This is a genomic window from Nakamurella flava, from assembly GCF_005298075.1.
GTDB classification, from domain to species: Bacteria; Actinomycetota; Actinomycetes; order Mycobacteriales; family Nakamurellaceae; genus Nakamurella; species Nakamurella flava.
The window spans coordinates 113,095-127,995 of the sequence record NZ_SZZH01000008.1 but is presented as its reverse complement, the minus strand read 5'-3'; the positions used below and the strand labels follow the sequence as shown (position 1 = coordinate 127,995).

The window sequence follows — 14,901 nt, the reverse complement described above, 5'->3', positions numbered from 1 at the left end:
TCATAGAGTTACGGCGGTTATAGCGAGAGGGAAACGCCCGGTCCCATTCCGAACCCGGAAGCTAAGCCTTTCAGCGCCGATGGTACTGCACTCGCCAGGGTGTGGGAGAGTAGGACACCGCCGGACATCTTTTCACCCTGTGTGGGTGGGATGGTGTGATCACCCCTTTACGGGGTTTGATCCACTGATCCCACCCACACAGGGTTTTTTTGTCACCCCGTTTTGATCGTCCTCCGGATTCGGTGGATAGGCTTCGACGCGGCGTGCTTCAGCCATGCGAGAGGACAACTGATGAGCGACGGCGAAACCGGGCGACGGGACCAACCTGCAGACCGACGTCGATACGACGGACCGCGTCGATCCGACGCCGGCGATCGCCGCGGAAATGACGCGGACCGTTCCCGCGGGACCGGCGATCGCCCCCGAGGACGCGACTTCGGTGGTCGACCAGAGCGCTCCGACGCCTCGCGCCGTCCCTTCTCCAACCCGCAGCGCGGTGACGATTCCCGCCCTCCGCGGAGCTTCGACCGCGACGCCGCCGATCGACGATCCACTGATGATGACCGCCGCCCTTGGACGTCCAACAGGGGTGACGACCGCGGTCCACGACGTGACTCCCGCGACGACCGGCCGCGTCGGGACAACGGTGATCGTCCCTACCGCCCGCGTTCCGACGCACAGCCCGGCCGGGACGATCGGCCGCGCCGCCCCGGGGGTGAGGACCGCACCAGCGGTCGCCCGTCGTCCCGCGAGGGACGCCCTCCCTATCGAGGCGGCGGAAGCGACCGGCCCTACTCCCGACGGCCCGACGACAATTCGGACCGGCGCTTCGACCGCGCACCACGCTCCGGCAGCGACGACCGCCGCGGCCCGCGGGACGGTGGGGACCGTCCCTTCCGTCCCCGTGAGGACCGCCCGTCCCGACGGGACGACCGCCCCTGGAGCGGTGATCGTGCCCGCGACCAGCAGAATCGGCCTGACCGGCCGCGCGGAGACCGCGACGACCGCGGCTCCGACCGTCCAGGTTCCTTCCGTCCCCGCGACGACCGTGGATACGGCCGTCAGGACTCCTACCGACCGCGTGACGACCGACCGCGGGACGATCGCGGTGGTGACCGTCGCGGTGGATTCGAACGACCGGCTGGCGATCGGCCCCGTGGTGACCGTCCGTCCTTCGACGACCGTCGCCCGGATCGCGGCTCCTCGTCCGCGGACCGTCAGGGCGGTGACCGCCAGGATCGGCCGTGGAGCCGTTCGTCCGACGGGCGCCCGTCGCAGGACCGTGGCCGCGCCAGCGGAGGACGGACGTTCGGTGTGGACCGCCGTGACGGTGACCGCCCCCGCTCCTTCGCCCCGCGCGACGACCGGGCCCGCGGCGCCTGGTCTCGGGACGACCGATCGCCGGGCCAGGGAGATCGCGCCCGCTCCGATCGTCCCCGCACCGACGGCGATCGAGGCTATCGGGGTCGGGACGAGCGACCGCCGTTCGACCGCGGTCCACGCCGATCCGACGACGCGCCCCGTCGCCCGGAGCGCGGTGGGAACTACGCCGATCGTGGCCCCCGGACCGAGCGTCCGACGTCGGCCTCCGAGGGCCACGATTCGGCCATCCCGCCGAACGGTTCCGCCCGAACGGAGCGTCCGTCCGGTTTGACCGGGGATCTGAGTTCCGCCCTCGGTCTGGGTGCTCCGGCCGAGCCCGCGGCCTCTGCCGAGACCCGGGACGCCACCCGCGCTCCGCGGCAGGACAGCTCGGCTGACGGCGGACGCACCGAATCCCGGTACGCCGATCGTCCCACCTCCCGTTATCCCCGGTCCGACAGCGACCGTTTCGGCGGACCCCGTCATCGGGATGAGCGGCGCGGCGAGCAGCGTGGTGGTGAGCGGGGATCGTTCCGTCCGCGCGAGGACCGTCCGCGTGAGGACCGTGCTCCGCGGGAGCCGGAACTCGGGTCCCGTCGTCGCGCGGAGGACATCGGTGAGCGTTGGCCGGACATTCCGGAATGGGCCACCTCCGACGAGCTCGACCCGGAAGTGCGGCGCGACCTGCGCGGGCTGAGCCGGGAAGGCTCGGAGTTCGTCGCCGGCCATCTCGTCGCGGCCAGTGCCTTGGCCGACGAAGAGCCGGAAGAGGCCTGGCGGCACGCTCGCGCGGCCCGCACCCGGGGCGGACGGATCGCGGTCGTGCGGGAGACCGTCGGCCTGGTCGCCTACCGGGCGGGGGAGTGGGCGGAAGCCATCGGGGAGCTGCGCGCGGCCCGTCGGATGAGTGGCGGGGCCGGTCAGCTGGCCGTCCTCGCCGACTGCGAACGCGCGCTCGGCCACCCGGAGCGGGCCATCGAGTTGTCGCGTTCCCCGGAGGCCGAGACGCTCGACGCCGAGCAGCGCACCGAACTCGTCATCGTCAGCGCCGGTGCCCGCGCCGACCTCGGACAGATCGACGCGGCCGTGGCCCAGCTCGAGCAGCTGGCGGCGACGACGCCCGACTCAGCGCGGGTGGCATTCGCCTACGCCGACCTGCTCGAACGGGCCGGCCGGCGCGAGGACGCCATCACCTGGTTCATCAAGGCGGCCGACGCCGATCTCCACGAGGAGACGGACGCCGCCGAGCGTCTGGTCGCCCTCGGCGCCGATCCGCAGCCCGAGGCGTCCGCATCGGAGGTCGACGACGAGCAGTCGACGGTCGATCCCGAGGTCGCGGCACCGGCCGCGGACGAGGACACGACCGACGTCCCGATGCCCGACCACGTGACCGACGACGCGGTCGACCCGCAGACCGACGCCGCGCAGTCCGACGACGCGGACGACGAACCGGGTGACGAGGGCTCCGCTGCGGAGACCGCCGGCAGCGCCGACGATCTCGACCCGTTCGCCATCGCTTCGCCATCCACCGAGGCCGATGTGACCGCGTCCGACTCCGAGTCGACGGACGACGACTCCGCCTCCGGGGCCGAACCCCGATCCGACGACGAGCCGTCATCGCCGACGTTCTCGGGTTCGCCGCTGTTCTCCGACAACCCCACCACGGGAGCCTGACGTGCCCACCCTCGCCGACCGTCACGACGCCCTGCTGCTCGACCTCGATGGCACCGTCTACCTGGGTGGCCAGGTCATCGAGCACGTCGGGTCGGTCATCGAGGCGACCAACGCCCGCGGAATCCGCAGCATGTACGTGACCAACAACGCTTCCCGGCCGCCGGCCGAAGTGGCCGAGGCGCTCACCGCGATGGGCGTCCCCGCCGCGGCGGACGACGTGCTGACCTCTCCGGAGGCGGCCGCCACCATGCTGCAGCAGGCCCACCCGGCCGGTGCCCGGGTACTGGTCGTCGGGGCGCTCTGGCTGGTCGAGTCGGTGCGGCAGGCCGGTCTGGCCCCGGTCGAGCTGGTCACGGACGAGCCCGTCGCCGTCGTGCAGGGACATTCGCCGACCACCGGGTGGCCGCAACTGGCCGAGGCCTGCCTGGCGCTGCGGGCCGGGGCCGACTGGGTCGCGTGCAACAACGACACGACGCTGCCGACCGATCGTGGTCTGCTGCCCGGTAACGGTTCCATGGTCGCGGCGCTCGTCGCGGCCACCGGTCTGCAGCCGCGGGTGGCCGGGAAGCCGGAACGTCCGCTCCTGGACGAAGCCGTCGCCCGCGCCGGCAGCAGCCGGCCACTGGTCGTCGGGGACCGGTTGGACACGGACATCGCCGGCGCCGTCAAAGCCGGGATGCCCAGCCTGATGGTGCTGACCGGCGTCAACACCGCCGCCGATCTCCTCGCCGCGCCGCCCGAACGCCGACCCACCCATGTCGCCTTCGACCTGCGCGGCGTGCTGGACGCCGACCGCGTCCGATCGCTGACCGACACCCAGGAGCCCGAGCCGCATTCCTGGCGGGTCACCGTGAGCGACACCGCGCTCGAGCTGTCGTCTGCCGACTCGCGGACCGGCGACGACCTGTCGGACGGTGCCGCGCTGGCTGCCCTCGCCGCGCTCGTCCGGCAGGGCTGGGCTTCCGAAGTGACCGAAGTGCGCGCCGCCGACGACACTGCCGCCGCCGCGTTGCGGCGGTGCGGTCTAGCCGCCTGAGCGTCGCCCGCGGTGCGCCGAGTACATCGCCGTCGCAGCCTTGCGGCGGTGCCGGAGCGGTGCCCGAGGGGTCGCGACGGGACGTCGACGCACCGCGGCCCGCGACCACTCGGTTACCGTGACAGCCGGTCCACCCGCATCGGGAAGCACTCCCGGTGCCGGGCCGACCGTCACCCGACAACCGGTGGGAGGTATCAGGATGTCCGTCGGCAGCCCGTCGCCCGGTCCACGCCCCGTACCCCTGCCCGGTCCACGGCCCGCATCGGGCGCGGCGCCCGATCCGTCCGCCCTGCTGGCCACCGTGGACGAGGAGATCGCCCGGCTGGACGAGCAGGACGTCACGGCCCAGGTCGAGACGTATCACCGCCTGCACACCACGTTGACCGACGCGCTGGCCCGCACCACCGACGCGGGCCCGCCCCGCCCGGGACCGTGACCGTGCGTCGCGCCCGATTGGACAGCGAGCTCGTCCGCCGGGGACTGGCCCGGTCCCGCGAACACGCGGCCGAACTGATCGCCGCCGGCCGCGTCACCGCCGACGGGCGGGCCGCCACCAAACCGGCGACCGGGGTGACCATCGCCTCGCCCATCGTCGTCCGGGAGAGCGAGCAACCGGACGAGAACTGGGCCTCCCGCGGCGCCCACAAACTCATCGGCGCTCTCGACGCCTTCGCGATCGACGTCACCGGCCGGCGGTGCCTGGATGCCGGCGCCTCCACCGGCGGTTTCACCGACGTCCTGCTGCGGCGCGGTGCGCAGGAGGTCGTCGCCGTCGACGTCGGCTACGGCCAGCTGATCTGGCGGCTGCAGAACGATCCCCGCGTCGTCGTGGTCGACCGCACCAACGTCCGGACCCTGACCCCGGAGGTCGTCGGCGATCCCGTCGGCCTCGTGGTGGCCGATCTGTCCTTCATCTCGCTGCGTCTGGTCCTCCCGGCGCTCGTCGCCTGCGCGGCGGAGGACGCGGACCTGGTACCGATGGTCAAACCCCAGTTCGAGGTGGGACGGGAACGCCTTGGCGCCGGTGGGGTCGTCCGTGACCGGACCCTGCGGGCGGACGCGGTCGCCGAGGTCGCCGCGGCGGCTGATCTACTGGGGTGGGGTGTGGCCGGCGTCGTGGCGTCCCCGTTGCCCGGTCCGAGTGGCAACGTCGAGTTCTTCCTGCACCTGCGTCGGGACGCCCGGGCCGGGGAACCAGGCCGCGCATACGTGCGGCAACTGATCGACCGCGCGGTGGAGGAAGGACCCGAATGACCGAACGACGAGTCCTGCTGGTGGCCCACACCGGACGGGTCGATGTCGCCGTCACCGCCCGCACCGCGGCCGATCTGCTGGCCGCCGGTGGGGTCCAGCTGCTCAGTTTGCCGGGCGAGAACCACGAGATGGACCTGGACCTGTTCGATCCATCCCGCGCGGTCGCCGGTGAGATCGAGATGGTGCTCGCCCTCGGCGGCGACGGCACCCTGCTGCGGGCTGCTGCCCATGCCCGGCCGTTGCAGGCGCCCGTGCTGGGCATCAACCTCGGTCGGGTCGGGTTCCTGGCCGAGGCCGACGCGGAGGACCTGACCGAGGCGATCCTGGCCGTCGTGGACCGTCGTTACCGCGTGTCTCCGCGGATGACGGTCGAAGTGGCCGTCGAGCACCAGGGCGAGACCGTCGCCTCGTGCTGGGCGCTGAACGAGGTGAGCATCGAGAAGAGCACCCGGGAACGGATCCTCGACGTGGTGGTGGAGGTGGACGGGCACGGCATCTCGGCCTACGGCTGCGACGGCGTGCTCTGCGCGACCCCGACGGGGTCGACCGCCTACACCTTCTCGGCCGGTGGCCCGGTGATCTGGCCGGGGGTCGACGCACTGCTGGTCGCCCCGTCCAACGCGCATGCGCTGTTCGCCCGCTCGCTGGTGGTCGCCCCCACCTCGACGGTGACGGTCCACATCGACCCGGACGGGCCGAGCGCGATCATGGCGTGCGACAGCCGCCGGATCCACGAGATCCGCCCCGGGTCGCGGATCCACGTCCGCAAGGGTGATCGACCCGTGAGCCTGGTGCGGCTGTCCGACACTCCGTTCACCGACCGGTTGGTGCGGAAGTTCAAGCTGCCCGTGCACGGCTGGCGAGACAAGCGGCACTGACCGCAGACCCCTGCCGCCCATTGAGCGAACGTCTGTCCACATTCGCGGTCCGACTCTTGTTCGACAGCCTCGAACATGGGTACGCTCGCACACATGCTCCAGGAACTGCGTCTCAGCGGGCTCGGCGTCATCGACTCGGCCGTGCTCGAACCCTCGCCCGGGTTCACCGCGGTGACGGGGGAGACCGGCGCGGGCAAGACGATGATCGTCACCGCCCTCGGTCTGCTGACCGGCGGGCGGGGTGACGCGGCCCGGGTCCGGGTCGGAGCCGACCGGGCCATCGTCGAAGCCCGGTTCGCCGGTCCCGGGCCCGGGGCCGTCCAGGAACTGGTGAGCGGGGTCGGCGGCCGGCTCGACGAGGACGGCGCGGTGATCGCCGTCCGGACCGTGGGGGCCGAGGGGCGTTCCCGGGCGCACATCGGTGGCCGGGCGGTCCCGGTCGGCACCCTGGCCGATCTCACCGAGCCGCTGGTGGCCGTGCACGGCCAGTCCGAGGCCATCTCACTCCTCCAGCCGTCCCGGCAGCGTGCCGTGCTGGACCGGTACGCCGGGGTCGAGCGCGAGCTGACGACCTACCGCCGTCGGCGGGCCGACTGGATCGCGGTGCGGGACGAGCTCGCCGATCGTCGGGCCCGCAGCCGGGAACGCGCGCAGCGGGAACAGCTGCTCCGCATCGCCCTGGAGGAGATCGACGCGGTCGCGCCTCGACCGGGGGAGGACGTCGACCTGCTGGCCGAGATCCGCCGGTTGGAGAACGGCGACTCGCTGCGGGTGGCGGCGACGACCGCGCTGACCGGTCTGCTCGGCGCCGACACCCTGGACGACCAGCCCACCGCCATCGGGTTGGCCGATCGGGCCCGTCGCGACCTGGAGGCCGCCGGGGACGGGCGACTCCAGGAATTGGCGGCCACCCTGCGCCAGGCCACCGCCGTGTTGGGCGACGTCGCCGCCGAGCTGTCCGGTTACCTCACCGACCTGGACGTCGACCCGGAACGGCTGCCCGATGCCCTCACCCGGCAGGCCGCACTCAAGGGCCTGACCCGCCGGTGGGGGCCGGACGTCGCCGCGGTCCTCGACTGGGCCGATGCCGCCCGGGCCGAACTGGCCGACCTGGACACCTCCGACGAACGGACCGAGGCGCTGGAACGTCAGTGCGCCGACGCAGAAACGGCGGCCGCGGCCGCGGCCAGCCGGCTGACGTCGCGGCGGACCAGGGCGGCTCAACGGCTGGGTACGGCCGTGACCGCCGAGTTGACCCATCTGGCCATGGGGCGGGCGCGGGTGGCCGTCATCGTCGAGCCCCGTGCCGCCACCGCAGGTGACCGGGACGTGCTGCTCGTCGACGGGCGTGCGGTGGCCGCCGGAGCTGACGGCACCGACCGCGTCGAGATCCTGCTGCGGGCCCACCCCGGAGCGCCCGACCTGCCCATCGGGCGGGGAGCCTCGGGCGGTGAGCTGTCCCGGGTGATGCTCGCGCTCGAAGTGACCCTGGCCGACGCCGACCCGGTCGGGACCCTGGTGTTCGACGAGGTCGACGCCGGAGTCGGAGGTCGCGCGGCCATCGAGATCGGTTCCCGGCTCGCCGCGCTGGCCCGGACGCACCAGGTCATCGTGGTGACCCATCTCGCTCAGGTCGCGGCCTTCGCCGATCATCACGTCGTTGTCGACCCCCGGGGCGGTGGACTGGTCGGGCGCTCGGACCTGAAGCCGGTGCAGGGCCAGGCGCGGGAAGCCGAGCTGGCCCGGATGCTCGGCGGTGACGATGGCCCGACGGCGCAGGCGCATGCCCGTGACCTGCTCGCGGCGGCCGCCCATCGGCGGTCCGGCCGCGACGACACTCTCTCCGAGGCCCACGACGACCTTCCCCAGGTGGCCGCGGACCTGGGGAGCGTCCCGGCCGCGGCGGCCGCCCCGACCGCCCCGTCGAGGGCATCGAGGCCATCGTCCGCCGGCGCCCGCGCCGGAAAGGCAAGCGGAACCGCTTCGGCCCGTCAGCGCACCGAGCGCGCCGCCCCCGTCGCCGCAGCGGCTGAGATCGTTCGGCTGCCCCGCCGGCGCCCCACTCCGGACGGAGGGCGGGTGCGTCGGGCCGGCTGAGCGGACCTGTGTCCGGCGAAGAGGCGCGGGTCGTTGATGCGAATGCCCGCGGCGGGGCCACGTCCGGCCGCAGGCGCGACGGCGTCGGCGCTGGATGGAGCGATGGCGTCGGGCCGGCTGCTCCTCGGCGCTGGGGCTCCAGGCGACGGTGCCCCGACGCCGGAGCAGCCAGGCAGCGCTCCGTCGGGCGGTGACCGGGGGTGAATGACACGACACGGCGGGGATGTACCGGGAACGGTCGGCCGTGGCTGCCACCATCGGCGCATGAAGCTTCTGTCACGTCAGTCCCGCGCGCTGCCGGGCGTCACAGGAGTCGCACGCGTCTCCCGCCGCAGTGACGCCCTCCTCGGCCGCGTCGGTCCCAAAGACATCGTCATCATCGACCACCGGGACATCGACCGGGCCACCGCCGACGCCCTCGTGCGCGCCGGCGTCACCGGCGTCGTCAACGCGTCGGACTCCATCTCCGGTCGCTACCCCAACCTCGGACCCGAGATCCTGCTCGCCTCCGGCGTCCTGCTCGTCGACGGCGTCGGTGACCAGATCTTCGGCAAGATCAAGGACGGCGCCAAGATCCGCATCGACGGGGGGGCGGTCTACGCCGGCGAGAACCTGCTCGCCGAAGGCGTCGAACAGACCACCGAGTCGGTCGCCGACCAGATGATCGAGGCCAAGACCGGGATGTCCTCGCAGCTGGAGGCATTCGCCGCCAACGCCATCGAGTACATGAAGCGGGAACGCACCCTGCTCCTCGACGGTGTCGGCATCCCCGACCTGCACACCGACCTCAAGGGCAAGCAGGTCCTCATGGTGGCGGCCTCCGCCGACACCAGGGCCCAGCTCAAATCGTTGAAGAAGTACATCGCCGACTACCGGCCCGTGCTGGTCGGCGTCGACGCCGGGGCCGACGCTCTGCGCACCGCCGGCTACACCCCGGACCTCATCATCGGCAACCCCGAATCCATCGACTCGCAGACCCTGCGATGCGGAGCCGAGGTCGTCGTCCCCGCCCACGTCGACGGACACGCCCCCGGCCTGCAGCGCCTGCAGGACCTCGGCGTCGGGGCCGTCACCTTCCCGGGCAGCGGCACCACCGAGGACCTCGCGCTCCTGCTCGCCGACTGCCACGACGCCGCCCTCATCGTCACCGTCGGCAGCCGCGCCACCCTCACCGACCTGCTCGACCGCGGCCGCGGCGGCGCCACCGCCTCGACCTTCCTGGTGCGCATGCGCGTCTCCAACAAGATCGTCGACGCCTCGGCCGTCGCCACCCTCTACCGGTCTCGCATCTCCTGGTGGGTCGTCCTGCTGCTCGTCCTGGCCGCTGCCGCCGCGATCACCGCCGCGCTGATGGTCGCCGACGTCGGCGGGGTCTACGCCGATCTGCTGCGGCAGTGGTGGGACAACGTCGTCGCCTGGGTGCGAGGGCTGTTCGCATGATCTCCATGCGGTACCACATCGTCTCCCTCGCGGCGGTGTTCCTCGCTCTCGCGCTCGGCATCGTGCTCGGCGCGACCAAGATCTCCTCCCCGCTGATCAGCGGACTGCAGGGCGACAACCAGAGCCTGACGAGCAGTCAGCAGGAACTGGCCGCCACCAATGCCGACCTCACCGCGCGCATCACCGCGGACGACAAGTTCGCCGGCTCCGTCGGACAGCTGGCCGTCCGGGGCACCCTCCCCGGCGCCACCGTCCTGCTCGTGACCACCGCCGACGCCGACCCGGCCGACCGCGACGCCGTGCAGTCGCTGCTCACCCGGGCCGGAGCCACCGTCACCGGCCAGATGCAGCTCACCGCCGACCTCACCAACCCGAGCCGGGCCGACGAACTTCGCACCCTCGCCGCCCAGAACCTGCCGACCGGAGCCACCCTGCCGGAGGTTCCGCAGGTCGGCTCCACCGTCGGGGGCCTGCTCTCCGCGCTGGTCGTCGCCAAGGCCGACGGGTCCGCGCCCGCCACCCCGGAGCAGACCGCGGCTGCGCTCGGCGCGCTCACCGGAAGCGGGTTCGTCGTCACCACCGGTGACATCGCCCCGGCCCGCTCCGTGGTCCTGCTCACCGGCGGCACCCTCACCGGCGGCTCCGAGGCCGACCGGGCCGCCGTGCTGGGCGACATCGCCGCCCAGCTCCGGACCGCCGCAGCCGGGGTCGTCGTCGCCGGCCGCACCGGATCGGCCGAGCCGACCGGCGCCGTGGGGGCCATCCGCGCCGACACGGCCCAGAGCGCCGCCGTCACCACCGTCGACAGCGTGGACACCGCCTCCGGCCGGGTCGCCACCGTCCTCGGGCTCGTCGAGCAGAACGGCGGCGGCGTCGGCCGCTACGGCCTGACCGCCACCGCGCAGGCGCAGGTGCCGACCCTGGCCATCGGCTGACCGCCCGGCGCACACCACAGACGACGACAGCGGGGCCGGTGAAACACCACCGGCCCCGCTGCCGTCCACCCTCCCGCCCGCGCTCCAGGCCGGGAAGCATCCACCCCGGTCGCCCCAGCCGTCGGCCGGTCACGATCACCGGGCTCGCGCGGCAACCCGGTCAGCGGGACCGTCCGAACGACCCACCCCCCTGGGCGTCAGAGCGACCAGCCGGTACGGGCCAGTCGGCCGCTCGATGGCTCACCGGCTACCCGCGGCGACAGCCCCGGCCGAGCGACGTGGGCCCGTCGGGGACCCACGTCGCGGTCCGGTCGGTTACTCTGAAATCCCGTGGGACGGTCGCCGGGAGCGGCCGGACCGTCAGTCGGCGAGTCCTCGCCGGCAGGTCGGACGTCGATGAGATCGACAGCACACGGGAGTCGCCTTGGCGCCATCGCCGCGCATCACCAAGCACATCTTCGTCACCGGCGGCGTCGCGTCGTCCCTGGGTAAGGGACTGACCGCCTCCAGCCTCGGTCGCCTGCTCACCTCCCGGGGACTGCGGGTCACCATGCAGAAGCTCGACCCGTACATCAACGTCGACCCCGGCACGATGAACCCGTTCCAGCACGGTGAGGTCTTCGTCACCGAGGACGGCGCCGAGACCGACCTGGACATCGGTCACTACGAGCGGTTCCTCGACCGGAACCTGTCGGCCGACGCCAACGTCACCACCGGCAAGGTCTACTCGCGGGTCATCGCCCGGGAGCGTCGTGGCGAGTACCTCGGCGACACCGTGCAGGTCATCCCGCACATCACCAACGAGATCAAGGACCGCATCCGGGCGATGGCCGAGCCCGATCCGGCCGCCGGCCCCGACGCCGACCACCTGATCCCCGACGTCGTCATCACCGAGATCGGCGGCACCGTCGGCGACATCGAGTCGCTGCCGTTCCTGGAAGCGGCCCGGCAGATCCGCCACGACGTCGGTCGCGACCACGTCTTCTTCCTGCACGTCTCCCTCGTGCCGTACCTGGCGCCGTCCGGCGAGCTGAAGACCAAGCCCACCCAGCACTCGGTCGCCCAGCTGCGCAACATCGGCATCCAGCCCGACGCCCTGGTCTGCCGCTCCGACCGGGACATCCCCGAGGGCCTCAAGCGCAAGATCTCGCTGATGTGCGACGTCGACAACGAGGCCGTCATCTCCACGCCCGACGCCCCGTCGATCTACGACATCCCCAAGGTGCTGCACTCCGAGGGCCTGGACGCCTACGTCGTCCGCCGCCTCAACCTCGCGTTCAAGGACGTCGACTGGACGACCTGGGGCGACTTGCTCGAGCGGGTGCACCAGCCGACCGAGACCGTGCGGATCGCCGTCGTCGGCAAGTACATCGACCTGCCCGACGCGTATCTGTCGGTGACCGAGGCCCTGCGCGCCGGCGGGTTCGGCAACCGGGCCCGCACCGAGATCGTCTGGGTCGCGTCCGACACCTGCGCGACCCCGGCCGGCGCGGCCGCTGCGCTGGCCGACGTGCAGGGCATCCTCGTCCCCGGCGGGTTCGGGGTCCGCGGTATCGAGGGCAAGCTCGGTGCCATCACCTACGCGCGCACCCACGGCATCCCGCTGCTCGGCCTGTGCCTCGGCCTGCAGTGCATGGTCATCGAGGCGGCCCGCAACCTGGCCGGCCTGGGCGGGGCCAACTCGGCCGAGTTCGACGCCACCGCCGCCGACCCGGTCATCGCCACCATGGCCGACCAGACCGACGTCGTCTCCGGTGCCCGCGACATGGGCGGCACCATGCGGCTCGGCTCCTACCCGGCCAAGCTGGCCCCCGGCTCGCTGGTCGCCGAGATCTACGGCAGCACCCTGGTCACCGAACGGCACCGGCACCGCTACGAGGTCAACAACGCCTACCGCGAAACCCTGCAGCAGGCCGGTCTGGTGATCTCCGGGACGTCGCCGGACTCGCACCTGGTCGAGTTCGTCGAGCTGGACCGCGAGCTGCACCCGTTCATGGTCGCGACCCAGGCGCACCCGGAGTTCAAGTCCCGTCCGACCCGGCCGCACCCGCTCTTCCAGGCGTTCGTCCGGGCCGCCCTGGACTACCTGGAGTCCGAGCGACTGCCGATCCGCGACGACGAGAGCGACCCGGTCGCCGTCGACCCGGCCGACACCGACGGTGCCGACAGCGACCTCGCGGTCGCCCGGTGACCGACGGCGCGGCGGCCGCCGACCGGCCGACCTACGCGGTGATCGGCCAGGAACACCCCTGGTCCGGGCGCGTGTCCGCGGTGCGCATCGACCACCTCGTCATGCCCGGTGGCGGCATGGCGGACCGGGAGGTCGTCGAACACGACGCGGCGGTCGCCGTCGTCGCCCTCGACGTGCCGGACGAGGGCCGGGGCGCCCCGACGGTCGTGCTCATCGAGCAGTACCGGTCGCCGGTGCGACGCCGGCTGTGGGAGCTGCCGGCCGGGCTGATGGACATCGCCGACGAGCCCGCCCACACCACCGCGGCCCGGGAGCTGCTGGAGGAGACCGGGTACGAGGCCGACCACTGGTCGGTGCTGCTGGACGTGGCCACCTCGCCCGGGTTCACCGACGAGATGGTCCGCATCTACCTGGCGACCGGGCTCCGTCAGGTCGGTCGCCCGGACGCCGGCGAGCACGAGGAAGCCGAGATCCGGGTCGTCCACATCCCCCTCGACGAAGCCGTCACCGCCGCCCTGGACGGTCGGATCGTCAACGTGATGGCCGTCGCCGGGGTGCTCGCCGCCCGTTCCGTCCTGGATTCCGGGCGTCGCCCGCGGGGCCTCGACGACGCCGCGCCCGGGCTGCCGTTCACCGGAGTCGATCGGGGATTGACCCCGCCGGGGGCGGGACCGGTGCCCGCCGCGCCGCCGCTGGGCGACGGAGCCCGGTCGGAGACGGCGTCCACCGGGTCGGATCCCGCCGGCCGATGAGCTCGGCGGCCAGGACCGTCACCCCGTCCGGGGCGCCCGGGCCGGAACCGGTCGCCCCACCGGCGATCGGGGAGGTCGAGGTCGTCCCCGCCGTGCCGTCGGAGGCCCTGCAGGTCGCGTTGCGCGCCTACCTCGACCACCTCGCCGTGGAACGGGGTTCGGCCCGCAACACCCTTCTGTCCTACCGGCGGGATCTCACCCGGTACCTCGAATACCTGGCCGGCCAGGGTCGGGTCCAGGTCGACCAGATCACCCCGGCCGACGTCACCGGGTTCCTGGTCGACCTGCGCACCGGATCCACCGACGGATCCGTCGTCCGGCGACCGCTGGCGGCGTCCTCGGCGGCCCGGGCCGTGGTCGCCGCGCGGGGCTGGCATCGCTTCCTGCTGGCCGAAGGCGCGGTCGCCGACGACGCCGCCCGGTCGGTACGCCCACCGGCCCCGGCGCGGCGACTGCCCAAGGCGCTCGGCGTGCCCGCCATCACCGCCCTGCTCGACGCCGCGTCGGGCACCGACCCGCGGGGCCTGCGGGACCGGGCGCTGCTGGAACTGCTGTACGCGACCGGGGCGCGGATCAGCGAGGCGGTCGGCCTGGACCTGGACGACCTCGACCTCGCCCCGGCCGGCGCGGAGCGGGAGATCTCGGTGCTCCGGCTCCGCGGGAAGGGTGGAAAGGAACGGTTGGTGCCCGTCGGTTCGTACGCCGTCGCCGCCCTGGAGGCCTATCTGGTGCAGGGGCGGCCGGCCCTGGCCGCGGGTCCGGCGTCGGAACGGGCCGGTTCGACCGGCGGGTCGGCCCGCCGGGCGGCCACCGGCGCACTCTTCCTCAACGGCCGCGGCGGCCGGCTCACCCGGCAGGGCGCCTGGCAGATCCTGCGGGACACCGCGCGGCGCGCCGGTCTGCCGGCCGCCGGCCCCGACGGGGTGGCCCCGGCCGGGAATGACACCGAGGGACAGGCCGGACAGGCCGCGGCGGCGGGCCCTCCGGTCTCGCCGCACACGCTGCGCCACTCGTTCGCGACCCACCTGCTGGAGGGCGGGGCGGACATCCGCACGGTGCAGGAGCTGCTCGGGCACGCCTCGGTGACGACCACCCAGATCTACACACTGGTCACCGTCGACACCCTGCGCGAGGTCTACGCGACCGCCCACCCGCGGGCCCGGTGACCGCCCACCGCCCGCGCCGTCAGATCAGGCGAGCCTAAGCTTTCATGATCGTTCACACCGCCTCTGAGCTGCGGTAAGGCAGCACTGCCTTGCTAGCGCAACGCGCCGGGGCGGTC

Annotated in this window: 11 protein-coding genes and 1 rRNA gene; all 12 read left to right on the top strand. The window is 73.1% G+C overall.

The features are described 5' to 3' along the window. Positions 1 to 9: 9 nt before the first annotated feature. The 12 genes from rrf to FDO65_RS21615 all read left to right on the top strand — a co-directional run bounded on the left by rrf (position 10) and on the right by FDO65_RS21615 (position 14,785). Positions 10 to 126 (top strand): 5S ribosomal RNA (gene rrf / locus FDO65_RS21670). Positions 127 to 1,650: 1,524 nt separating this feature from the next. Further along, positions 1,651 to 3,036, top strand: coding sequence for a tetratricopeptide repeat protein (locus FDO65_RS21665; protein ID WP_205850237.1), 1,386 nt, complete (start codon positions 1,651 to 1,653; stop codon positions 3,034 to 3,036). 1 nt (position 3,037) lies between these two features. Further along, positions 3,038 to 4,072, top strand: coding sequence for an HAD-IIA family hydrolase (locus FDO65_RS21660; RefSeq protein ID WP_137451834.1), 1,035 nt, complete (start codon positions 3,038 to 3,040; stop codon positions 4,070 to 4,072). Positions 4,073 to 4,271: 199 nt separating this feature from the next. After that, the gene (locus tag FDO65_RS21655) at positions 4,272 to 4,508 is read left to right on the top strand and encodes a hypothetical protein (RefSeq protein ID WP_166442332.1); all 237 of its coding nucleotides are present in this window, start codon (positions 4,272 to 4,274) and stop codon (positions 4,506 to 4,508) included. 2 nt (positions 4,509 to 4,510) lie between these two features. Then, positions 4,511 to 5,326, top strand: coding sequence for a TlyA family RNA methyltransferase (locus FDO65_RS21650; RefSeq protein WP_137451832.1), 816 nt, complete (start codon positions 4,511 to 4,513; stop codon positions 5,324 to 5,326). Continuing rightward, positions 5,323 to 6,204 (top strand): NAD kinase, encoded by an 882-nt coding sequence (locus FDO65_RS21645; protein ID WP_137451831.1) that lies wholly within the window; start codon positions 5,323 to 5,325, stop codon positions 6,202 to 6,204. Before FDO65_RS21650 ends, FDO65_RS21645 begins: the two co-directional genes overlap by 4 nt. A gap of 93 nt (positions 6,205 to 6,297) precedes the next feature. Beyond that, a complete protein-coding gene (gene recN, locus FDO65_RS21640; protein WP_137451830.1) occupies positions 6,298 to 8,301 on the top strand; it encodes a DNA repair protein RecN in 2,004 nt (667 codons plus the stop codon). A 264-nt stretch (positions 8,302 to 8,565) separates the two neighbouring features. After that, positions 8,566 to 9,741, top strand: coding sequence for a putative cytokinetic ring protein SteA (steA, locus tag FDO65_RS21635; RefSeq protein WP_137451829.1), 1,176 nt, complete (start codon positions 8,566 to 8,568; stop codon positions 9,739 to 9,741). Continuing rightward, a complete protein-coding gene (locus tag FDO65_RS21630; RefSeq protein WP_137451828.1) occupies positions 9,738 to 10,676 on the top strand; it encodes a copper transporter in 939 nt (312 codons plus the stop codon). The genes steA and FDO65_RS21630 overlap by 4 nt, the downstream gene beginning before the upstream one ends. A gap of 424 nt (positions 10,677 to 11,100) precedes the next feature. Then, positions 11,101 to 12,867, top strand: a complete 1,767-nt coding sequence (locus FDO65_RS21625) for a CTP synthase (protein ID WP_137451827.1) — start codon at positions 11,101 to 11,103, stop codon at positions 12,865 to 12,867. After that, a complete protein-coding gene (locus FDO65_RS21620) occupies positions 12,864 to 13,619 on the top strand; it encodes an NUDIX domain-containing protein (RefSeq protein ID WP_240757812.1) in 756 nt (251 codons plus the stop codon). Before FDO65_RS21625 ends, FDO65_RS21620 begins: the two co-directional genes overlap by 4 nt. Beyond that, complete coding sequence (locus FDO65_RS21615; protein WP_137451826.1) at positions 13,616 to 14,785, top strand: site-specific tyrosine recombinase XerD; 1,170 nt, start codon at positions 13,616 to 13,618, stop codon at positions 14,783 to 14,785. Before FDO65_RS21620 ends, FDO65_RS21615 begins: the two co-directional genes overlap by 4 nt. Positions 14,786 to 14,901: the final 116 nt, after the last annotated feature.